Origin of the sequence: Microcoleus sp. Pol12B5 (assembly GCF_036701335.1) — a bacterium.
Classification (GTDB): Bacteria; Cyanobacteriota; Cyanobacteriia; order Cyanobacteriales; family Microcoleaceae; genus Microcoleus.
On the sequence record NZ_JAUBQQ010000020.1, the window covers coordinates 78,535 to 87,778 of the forward strand.

The 9,244-nt window shown below is 46.0% G+C and carries 10 protein-coding genes; 6 read left to right on the plus strand and 4 right to left on the minus strand.

The features are described from left to right. Positions 1–256: 256 nt before the first annotated feature. On the minus strand, positions 257–832 hold the full coding sequence (locus QUA24_RS12385; protein ID WP_333230007.1) for a GNAT family protein: 576 nt from the start codon (positions 830–832) through the stop codon (positions 257–259). 59 nt (positions 833–891) lie between these two features. Here QUA24_RS12385 and QUA24_RS12390 point away from each other — a divergent pair, with 59 nt between their 5' ends. Next, positions 892–1,782, plus strand: coding sequence for a sugar ABC transporter permease (locus QUA24_RS12390; protein ID WP_333230009.1), 891 nt, complete (start codon positions 892–894; stop codon positions 1,780–1,782). Between the two features lie 129 nt (positions 1,783–1,911). On the opposite strand, the gene QUA24_RS12395 is transcribed toward QUA24_RS12390, so the two are convergent. Beyond that, complete coding sequence (locus tag QUA24_RS12395) at positions 1,912–2,502, minus strand: DJ-1/PfpI family protein (protein WP_333230010.1); 591 nt, start codon at positions 2,500–2,502, stop codon at positions 1,912–1,914. Positions 2,503–2,580: 78 nt separating this feature from the next. On the opposite strand from QUA24_RS12395, the gene QUA24_RS12400 reads away from it, so the two are divergent. Beyond that, positions 2,581–2,946 (plus strand): hypothetical protein, encoded by a 366-nt coding sequence (locus QUA24_RS12400; RefSeq protein ID WP_333230012.1) that lies wholly within the window; start codon positions 2,581–2,583, stop codon positions 2,944–2,946. Positions 2,947–3,238: 292 nt separating this feature from the next. Here the strand turns inward: QUA24_RS12400 and QUA24_RS12405 are convergent, their stop codons facing one another. Beyond that, on the minus strand, positions 3,239–3,385 hold the full coding sequence (locus QUA24_RS12405) for a photosystem I protein PsaX (RefSeq protein WP_332954628.1): 147 nt from the start codon (positions 3,383–3,385) through the stop codon (positions 3,239–3,241). Positions 3,386–3,511: 126 nt separating this feature from the next. Further along, the gene (gene lipA, locus QUA24_RS12410; protein ID WP_333230014.1) at positions 3,512–4,468 is read right to left on the minus strand and encodes a lipoyl synthase; all 957 of its coding nucleotides are present in this window, start codon (positions 4,466–4,468) and stop codon (positions 3,512–3,514) included. Between the two features lie 198 nt (positions 4,469–4,666). Here lipA and QUA24_RS12415 point away from each other — a divergent pair, with 198 nt between their 5' ends. The 4 genes from QUA24_RS12415 to QUA24_RS12430 all read left to right on the plus strand — a co-directional run. Beyond that, positions 4,667–5,215 (plus strand): response regulator, encoded by a 549-nt coding sequence (locus QUA24_RS12415; RefSeq protein WP_333230016.1) that lies wholly within the window; start codon positions 4,667–4,669, stop codon positions 5,213–5,215. A gap of 286 nt (positions 5,216–5,501) precedes the next feature. Next, complete coding sequence (locus QUA24_RS12420) at positions 5,502–6,596, plus strand: PfkB family carbohydrate kinase (RefSeq protein WP_333230018.1); 1,095 nt, start codon at positions 5,502–5,504, stop codon at positions 6,594–6,596. 131 nt (positions 6,597–6,727) lie between these two features. Further along, positions 6,728–8,482 (plus strand): Rieske (2Fe-2S) protein, encoded by a 1,755-nt coding sequence (locus QUA24_RS12425; RefSeq protein WP_333230020.1) that lies wholly within the window; start codon positions 6,728–6,730, stop codon positions 8,480–8,482. A 369-nt stretch (positions 8,483–8,851) separates the two neighbouring features. Further along, on the plus strand, positions 8,852–9,244 hold a 393-nt coding region (locus QUA24_RS12430; RefSeq protein ID WP_333230022.1), incomplete at its 3' end, for a Rieske 2Fe-2S domain-containing protein.

Sequence of the window (9,244 nt, forward strand, 5' to 3'; positions counted from 1 at the left end):
TTTTAGATTTTAGATTTTAGATTTTGGAGGCGACCCCACGGATAAATTCGGGGCTTGAGGATTTTAGATTTTAGATTTTGGATTGATTCCACGGATAAATCACGTGGCGGGTACTATCAAAAAATTCGCTTGTCATAAAGATAAAAACTATTCACTCGTATTCTACTATAGAGGTAAAGGGTGCTTGGTCGCACTCTACAGGGAGATATTGGCTAAGTCCTAAGTATATTTGGTTATGTGACTTACTGATTTAACCCTATTCTACAATATTACCAAAAAACTCTTCCCTGAGAATCGAATAAAGTTTTAGATCCCAATATCTGCCTTTTACAAATAGCTGCTGTCGCAATATCCCTTCCAATTGCATCCCCACTTTTTCCATCACCCTAGCTGAAGCAATATTGTTAACTTCACATCGAGCCACAATTCGATTCAGAAACATCTCCCGAAAACCGAATTCAATCACTGCATTCACAGCCTCGCTCATGTATCCTTCGCCCCAATATCTTCTAGAAAGTGCGTAGCCAATTTCCGCCCGGCTGTGCGTCATGCTCCATTCCACAAATCCGCAAGTGCCGATAAATTTTTTCTCGGCTTTGTGGACGATTCCCCAATCCACAAGCTCTCGTTTTTTGTACATTTTAGTAATGGATTTTAGAAAGTATTTAGTATCTTCGATAGATGTGTGAGTTGACCACATTGTGTATTCTGATACTTCCGGGTTGCAAGCATACTCAAACATATCGGTAGCATCGTTTAAAGTAATTTTCCTGAGCAGGAGCCTTTCAGTTTCTATAGTGGGTAAATGAGCTAATATATCGAGAAGATTCATTTTGACATTGACCTATATTGTGATACCATTTAAAACTAAAAGCTAAAATTTACAAGCCAATGGTTCGGATTAAATTTGGGCGTTTTAACTGGTTGGATAATGATGCGATCGCAGCTTGGACTTTCTTGGCCCCAGCTTTGCTGTTTTTGGGTACTTTTTTGATTTGGCCGATCGCCTATTTATTTTACCTCAGCTTTACCAGCGGCAGCTTTACCCAGTCGGGAGTGCGTTGGATTGGCTTAAACAACTACTGGCGTCTAGTCACAAACCCGGATTTCTGGCAAATTCTCCAAAACACGCTCTATTTTACTACTGCAACAGTCATTCCCAGTTTAGTGATTCCATTGGGTTTGGCAGTTTTGCTAAATCGCTCGTTTGCTTGGCGAGGAGCTCTCCGCACCGCTTATTTTATTCCTTCGATTACCTCTCTAGTTGCAGTTGGCTTGGGTTGGCGGTGGTTGTTTCAAACCGATGGCCCGGTGAATAATGCCCTAAATGCGATCGGCTTAAATCCAATTCCTTGGCTGAGTAGCACAGTTTGGGCAATGCCAGTGATCATTCTGCTCAGTGTTTGGAAACAATTAGGCTTTAATATGGTAGTATTTTTAGCAGGATTACAAGCAATTCCGGTAAATCGTTACGAAGCCGCAGAATTGGATGGAGCTAATGCTTGGCAGCAATTTTTGTACATCACTTTACCCGGTTTGCGGCCGACTTTAGTATTTGCTACCGTCACTACTGCTATTTTTACTCTGCGGAGTTTCGAGCAAGTTTACGTCATCACCGGCGGCGGCCCTTTGAACTCTACTAATTTGCTAGTTTATTATATTTACGAGCAAGCTTTTTCGCAATTTGATTTTGGCTATGCAGCCGCTGCAGCAACTTTCCTGATGGCTATAGCTTTGATATTAGTCTATTTACAACTAAAAGTTTGGGGCGAAGATGCTTGATATCACGTCCGGTAGCATCCTTCGTGTATGGGCGGGGCGCGTTTACGAGATTGTTCGTTTTAGGCAATTATTGATAAAACTCGCCTATACGCGCAAATTATACAATTAACCCTGCCCAATGCCCAATTACTAATTCCCAATTTTATACTCCATGTGCTCTGCTGTTTGTTCAGCTTGTGCTGTACCCAAAAGTTTCCCGATAACGTGCAAAGACATATCAATTCCCGCAGCAATTCCCCCAGAAGTGATGATTTTGCCGTTATCTACAAATCGCTGATTTTCGATAATAGTTGTGTTGGGAGCTAATTCTGTCAATAAATCCAATGCCTGATGGTGGGTAGTTGCTGCCAAACCTTCCAACAAGCCAGCTTTTGCTAAAAGCAGCGAACCCGTACAGACAGAAAGCACTAATTCTGCTGTTGGTGCACAATCTTTTATCCAATTAACAACTGCTGAATTATTGATTAACTTTCTCGTACCTTGCCCTCCCGGTACAATTAAAATATCCGGTGGCGGACAATCGAAAATGGTGCAGTCGGGATTTATGCTCAAACCGTTGCGGGCGTTGACAGCACCGGGATGTTGGGCTACGGTAGAGACGGCAAAAGGTTGATCGCCCTTACTTAATTCTGATGTCACCGAAAACACTTCAAAAGGGCCTGCAAAGTCCAGTACCTCGACATCATCGAACATTAAAATAGCTACATTCCTACTTGCCATAAGACATACTTCTGATAGAGACCAAAAATATCGGCGATTTGTTATCGTAGAACTGGTATAATTTAAATTATTAAAGCTATGCCGAAAAAAAATCGCCATCGCGCCCTAAAAATCAGTTTTTTGTGTCTGGCTTGTGCCTTAGCAATTGCTGTAGCACCAATTTTTACACCAGCTCAATCCACAAGTCAATTAGAATTTCGCATTACTCAATTAGAACGTCAAATTTCTGAACTCCGAGGACAAATCTACAGTTTGCAGAATCAAAGTTCTAGAGTTAACCGGCCTCAGTCTTCTTCCCCTTCAGGTTCTGGTCGCACAAATCCTAGAACGCTGTCGGGAGACCCGATGTTTGACAATTTAGCAACCTTGGCAATTGAAACTAAGCAAGATGTTATTAAAATTCAAGAACGCTTGTCAAAGCTAGAATCGTCGAGAAATCGCTAGAAAAGGAAGAAGGAAGTTCGGCAACGGATTCGCTTTCTTCGGATGTAAGGGATGTCAGGAAGAAGGAAGAAGGAAGGACACGGATTTTGACAGGGATACACGGATTAATTATTAAGCAAAAGTCAGGAGTCAGGGGTCAGAAGGAAGAGGGAAGAAGTCAGTAGTCATTAGTTAGAAGGATGAAGTCATATTCTCCCCAACTCAAAACTCACAACTCTCCCCTCTCCCTCTGTTCCCTTCTCTGACGTTGAGGTCGAGAACAGCAGGGTCTGCTAAAAGTTAACTTGCAGAACTATTCAATGATATGGAAATAATAGGCTGCAACCAAAAAATTGATTGCTAACAGCAAGAGAAACCAGCCTGCGCGAAATGTGTAAGGGAATTTGCCCGTTTTCATCACGGAGTCGGATTTTAATTGGTTCTTCGCTATCTCTGCCATAGGTAAAGCTCCTAATTCATAATGTCACTGTATTTACAAATAGCAGAGAGCGTCGCACTTATGCACAATCCTCTAGAGTTATTTTTTGTAACAAGGAGTTTATACCGAGTGGAATTCACATTAATTTCAATCGCTCTCTCCGGCGTGGTAGGAACTGCGGACGAGGGGCCCCGATCGCACGCGCTCAAACCCCATCTCGCGGGCGATCGACCCGAAACGGTCAAATTCGGCTGGCGTCCAGTATTTACGCACTGGGAGGTGCTCTAGAGATGGTCTCATGTATTGACCGAGGGTGAGCCGATCGCACTTGGCCTCTCGCAAATCTGTCATCGCTTCGACTATCTCGGCTTCGGTTTCCCCGTGCCCCAACATCAAACCGGATTTGGTGGGAATAGTTGGGTCATATTGCTTAACAATACGCAGAACGTCGATCGAGCGATCGTACTTGGCCCCCCTCCGCACCGGCCCTTGCAACCGACGCACCGTCTCAATATTGTGGTTGTAACAAGCCGGTTTAGCCTCCACCACCGTGCGAATCCGCTGTCGCTGCAACTCATCGAGACCGGAATTCTCCCCCTCTGAACTCCTCCCCGTTCCCCCCCAAAAATCCGGCGTCAGTACCTCAACTTCAGTATCCGGGTTAAGAAGGCGGATTTGGGCGATCGTCCTGGCAAACCAACTCGCACCCCCATCCGGCAAATCATCCCTCGCCACCGAAGTCAGCACCGCATAGCGCAAACCCAACAACTGCACAGCCTCCGCCACCTTTTGCGGTTCCTCCGGGTCTAGCGGCATCGGAGAATGACCTTTATCTACTTGACAAAAAGCACAAGCGCGGGTGCAAGTCGGCCCCATCAACAAAAAAGTCGCCGTTTTTTGCGCGTAGCACTCGCCCCGGTTGGGACATCTCCCCTCCTCACAAATCGTGTGAATTTGCCGCTGTTTGATAATTTTTTGCACTTGGGAAAGTTCGCTAGCTTTGCCAACGGGCCTACGCAACCACTCCGGCATCGCCTCGATTTCACCCCGCATTTGGGCGGCAATTGCTTTGACTGTAGGAGTTTGAGGAATTTGGGGCGACATATAATTAAGTGGCGATTGAGTTAATTCCTTCGATCGTATCCGAAATCAAAGCCCCTGAACTTGTAGCAGTATCACCCGAAATCCGAATCGCGCCGAAATGCAACAAAACTAAACTCGCCCAGAATTATGGGTAGAATTCTGTTAGGGATATACTGAAGGTTGCAAATCATCACTCATTCATTACTGAAGGAGTCAGTCGTGGCTGGTCAAAAAATCTTGGTAATCGATGACAGTAAAGTCATCCGCCTCCGAGTCCGAGAGATGTTGCCTCAGGGTAACTTTGAAATTCTAGAAGCAAAAGACGGCGAAGAGGGACTCAAACTGATCCGTCAAGCCCGGCCAAATCTAATTATGTTAGATTTCCTACTGCCCAAAGTCAGCGGTTGGGAAGTGTATCAAAAAGTGCAAGCCCATCCTGAGCTTTCTAAGATACCTTTGGTGATCATGTCGGGCCGCGAAGAAGAGGTGATGGAAAAAATTCCGAAACCCTTTGAGAAGCATTTTTTTGCATTTATCGCCAAACCGTTTGAGAAGAAGCAGCTAACCGAGGCGATCAAATCGGCGATGGTACTGGCCAAAAAGAAACCAGTGCCGGAAGCCCCAGCCGCCGCTGCACCCACTTCGGGAGGGGGCGCCGCCGAAATTGAGGCGATGACTGTGAAAATGGCGAAAATGCAAGCGGAAATTGATGCACTCAAAAAACAAATGACTCAGGTGATTACGATCATCAAGCAGAAATTGAAATAATTCTGCTGTTTTTTGAAGGCACTTATGTAGAAGGAAACTTCCACACCGGGAAACTTTCAGTTGAGTCTCAAAGGCTGCGATTTTATCCGCATTTTTTTGCCAAATTGTTTGAGCGAGTGCGATCGCCAATAGCCTGCAACTGGTTTATCAAAATCCCAGTGAGAAAATCAATTAAAAGTTAAAAATAAAACAAGGGAGGAAATTAATTATTAATTAATATTAGGATTTTTAATTCCCGCTCGTTCCACACTCAATTATCAACTCCTCAGTCTCATTTTTTTGGTTAATGACTAACGACTATTCCGATTTTTTGCCTCAACTGCGTGCCTCAACCGAGCAATTATTGAAAAGATTAGACTGCTTCGATCAAGCGCAGGTATTAGCGATCGGAGATTTGACCTTGGACGAGTTTCTTACCGGACAAGTAGAGCGAATTTCCCGCGAAGCACCTGTGTTGATTTTGCGCTACGAAAATACTCAGCAAGTACCAGGAGGTGGCGCAAATGCAGTCTATAATTTAGCCAAACTGGGAGGCAAAGTAAAAGTTGCTGGTTTGGTGGGAAAAGACGACCAGGGAAAGGCTTTGTGCGGTATTTTTGAGGCGGCGGGAATTGATACGGGTGGGATTTTAATCGATTCGCAGCGTCCAACTGTCACCAAAACTCGAATTTCCGGGCACGCGCGGCAGTCTGTGACTCAGCAAATTGTCCGAGTCGATCGCAAATCGGACGAGTTGCCGGATTTAGATTTGCAGTTGCAACTGGCAGACTACATCCGGCAGCAAATACCGACAGTAGATGCCGTGGTTTGTTCCGACTACGGCGACGGAGTTTGGACGAATTTGGCGATCGAATCGGCAGTGGTTCCCGGCAAAACAATTGTAGACGCTCAAATAAATTTGCAGCGATATTCTGGAGCAATGCTGTTTACTCCGAACTTGCCCGAAGCCGAACAAGCCGTCGGATATGCTATCAAAAATTCTCAAACTTTAATGCAAGCAGGACGCGATTTATTGAACTTAACTCAAGCTCAAAAAATCCTGATTACTCGCGGCGAAGAAGGGATGACTTTGTTTGAAAGGGCGAACGGCGAAGAAATAAAAAATTCACCCCCTCCAACATCGACTTGTGAAAAGGGGGAATTTGCAATTAAAAGTTGGGACATTCCCCCTTTTAACAAGACTGATGTATTCGACGTAACCGGTGCTGGAGATACAGTTGTAGCAGCAATGACTTTAGCTTTGTGCGTTGGTGCATCCGGTTGGGAAGCGGCAGTTTTGGGCAACTTGGCGGCTAGTATTGTCGTGCGTCAATTCGGTACGGCGACAACAACGGTAGAGGAGATGAAAGAAGCTTTGCTATCGCTCCTGAATCTGGAATAAAACCAAAACAGAAACCTACTGGCGATCGATCGAGCATCTATCAGGACTTGAGTTTTTAATCCTGTTTTACTTCAGGCAAATACCCTGGGATTGAGCTAATCTAGTTTATATATAAATTAGTTTAAAAACTTATGGCTGAGACTTCAGGCTATTACGTTCGCGCTGCGAAACTTGCAGAAGTCGAGACAAAGGGCAGTTTGTTAGTGAATTTGGAAAAACACACGATCGCCCTTTTCTACTCAAACGATCGGGTATACGCGATCGACAACCGCTGTCCCCACATGGGTTTTCCCCTCAACGGCAGCACTTGCAAAGATGGCATAGTCACCTGTCCTTGGCACTACGCCCGCTTTGATGTCGCCAGCGGCGGTACTTTTGACTCTTGGGCCGACGACGTGCGATCGTTCCCGGCGGAAATTCGCGACGGGGAAGTTTGGGTAAATTTAGCACAACAGCTTGACCCTTACGCCCACCAGCGCCAGCGACTTCAAGATGGGTTAGAACAAGGAATTTCTCTAGTCATTGCCAAGTCAGTGATTGCCTTGCTAGATATGGGGGCAACTGCCAGCGAACCTTTCCAAATCGGATTAGAATTTGGCACCCGCTACAACAAGTCGGGATGGGATACGGGTTTAACGATCCACACCTGCTTGATGAATATCCTGCCTTATCTAGATCCAGAAGACCGACCCCCCGCCCTCTATCAGGGACTTTCGGCAGTGGCCCGCGATAGTGCAGGCGCACCTCCTCACTTTGCGGTTCACCCCTTGCCTAATTCTGAGGTTGATGCAGAGACACTCAAAAGCTGGTTCCGGCAATTTATTGAAATCAGAGACAGTGAAGCGGCGGAACGATGTTTGTTGACAGCAGTACGCGCGCCTCTGGAACGAGAACAAATTGCTGATATGCTGTTTGCGGCCGCTACTGACCACCGCTACATTGATGTCGGTCACAGCCTAGACTTTATTAACAAGGCGTTAGAAGCCCTGGATGCAGTGAATTGGGAAGGGGCAGAAACTATTTTCGCGAGTTTGGTGGCTGGTTTGGCGAATGCGGCGCGCATGGAAGAGTCGAGTTCTTGGCGCTATCCTGTGGATGTGGTGGCAATTTTAGAGTCAGCAATGGCGCAGTTGCCAGCAGCTTTAGAAATGGGTCGATCGCACCGGGGCAATTGGTTGGGAAGAGAACAGTTAATTCCGATGTTGTTGGGCGAAGATGTAATGGCGATCGTCGATGCACTTTTAACTGCCTTGAAAGAAGGTTGTAGCGAAGACGAACTAGCGAGTGCAGTCACTTATGCTGCAGCCCTCCGCGTAGCCCGGTTTAATACGAATAACGACCACAGCGACTGGAATTCAGCGCACCATCCCTTTACCTTTGCGAATGCGGTGCATCAAGGATTGCGACGATCGCCTTCAATAGAGTTGTTGCGGGGAGTTTTCGATGCAGCGATCGGCGTATATCTCAACCGTTTCTTAAATGTACCGCCTGCGCGACTTCCAGAACCAACAGATGTAGTTGAGAATCCAGAGGAATTGCTCAAACAACTGCCTGACTTGTTGGACAGACAGCAACAGGTGAATCCAGTCGGTAAATTAGTTGCAAAATACTTATATAGCGGCGGCAAATCAGAACGGTTGATGGCAGTTTTAGGAAAACTGATGCTGCGGGAAAATCGGGATTTCCACGTTATTCAGCAGGTAGAAGTGGCATTTCGCCAGTATGCTTTATTAGAGAAGGCGGGCGATCGCATTGTGGTATTAGTAGCGGCGGCAAGGTATTTAGCCGCCCATGCCCCGACAGTGCGATCGCAAGCACAAACTTATCAAATGGCAGATGGATTGCACCGGGGCGATCGCTTATTTGAGGAGTCACCGGAAGTATAGCTTCTGGTCATAACTCACATCTTGCACAAATATCAATAATCCTTTTTTGGGCGGTATCTCCTGCCCACTCCACAAGAAAACTCATTGAGCAGAACCCAACATTCCCATCAGGTTGATTCACTGGGTGTGGGATGTAGGGTGTGGGAGCCCACGCGTAAATAAAGTGCAAGCCGCTATACAGTTCGTGGCGTCTGGGATTAAAATAAGGAGGCTCTTATGTTTCGTTTAGACAGGGATTCCAACCCCGTCTAAACGAGTGCTCCCAAATCTCCAGATTTGGAAGGGGTTTTAAACCCTTACTGCTTTTAGTCCTGGGCAGAGGACGGAAGCATTTCTCCTACCTCCTGTCCTCTGCCTTCAGGAGATAAAATGAAACCCGAATTCAATTTTTTTCAGCATTGGTATCCTCTTTCGCCCGTCGAAGATTTAGATCCCAAGCAACCAACATCTGTGACACTTCTAGGACTGCGTTTAGTCATCTGGAAACCAAAATCATCTGAAACTTTCCAAGTGTTTTTAGATCGATGTCCGCATCGGCTTGCTCCCCTAAGTGAGGGTCGCATTGATGACGAAACAGGGAATTTAATGTGTAGCTATCATGGTTGGCAATTCGATCGGCAAGGAATTTGTACTCATATTCCCCAAGCGGAAAATCCAGAACTTGTAAGCAAGAATAAAGAAAATCGTAACCGTTCAGGGGGTGCGCCTGGGGCGCACCACCCTAAGAGGAGTTGTAAAGAATTTGGGGAGAAAGGCGGGCGT

Bases quoted from the DNA above. Each gene is read 5' to 3' on its own strand.
- QUA24_RS12385 (WP_333230007.1), bottom strand. From the start codon at position 832: ATGAATCTTCTCGATATATTAGCTCATTTACCCACTATAGAAACTGAA.
- QUA24_RS12390 (WP_333230009.1), top strand. From the start codon at position 892: ATGGTTCGGATTAAATTTGGGCGTTTTAACTGGTTGGATAATGATGCG.
- QUA24_RS12395 (WP_333230010.1), bottom strand. From the start codon at position 2,502: ATGGCAAGTAGGAATGTAGCTATTTTAATGTTCGATGATGTCGAGGTA.
- QUA24_RS12400 (WP_333230012.1), top strand. From the start codon at position 2,581: ATGCCGAAAAAAAATCGCCATCGCGCCCTAAAAATCAGTTTTTTGTGT.
- QUA24_RS12405 (WP_332954628.1), bottom strand. From the start codon at position 3,385: ATGGCAGAGATAGCGAAGAACCAATTAAAATCCGACTCCGTGATGAAA.
- lipA (WP_333230014.1), bottom strand. From the start codon at position 4,468: ATGTCGCCCCAAATTCCTCAAACTCCTACAGTCAAAGCAATTGCCGCC.
- QUA24_RS12420 (WP_333230018.1), top strand. From the start codon at position 5,502: ATGACTAACGACTATTCCGATTTTTTGCCTCAACTGCGTGCCTCAACC.
- QUA24_RS12425 (WP_333230020.1), top strand. From the start codon at position 6,728: ATGGCTGAGACTTCAGGCTATTACGTTCGCGCTGCGAAACTTGCAGAA.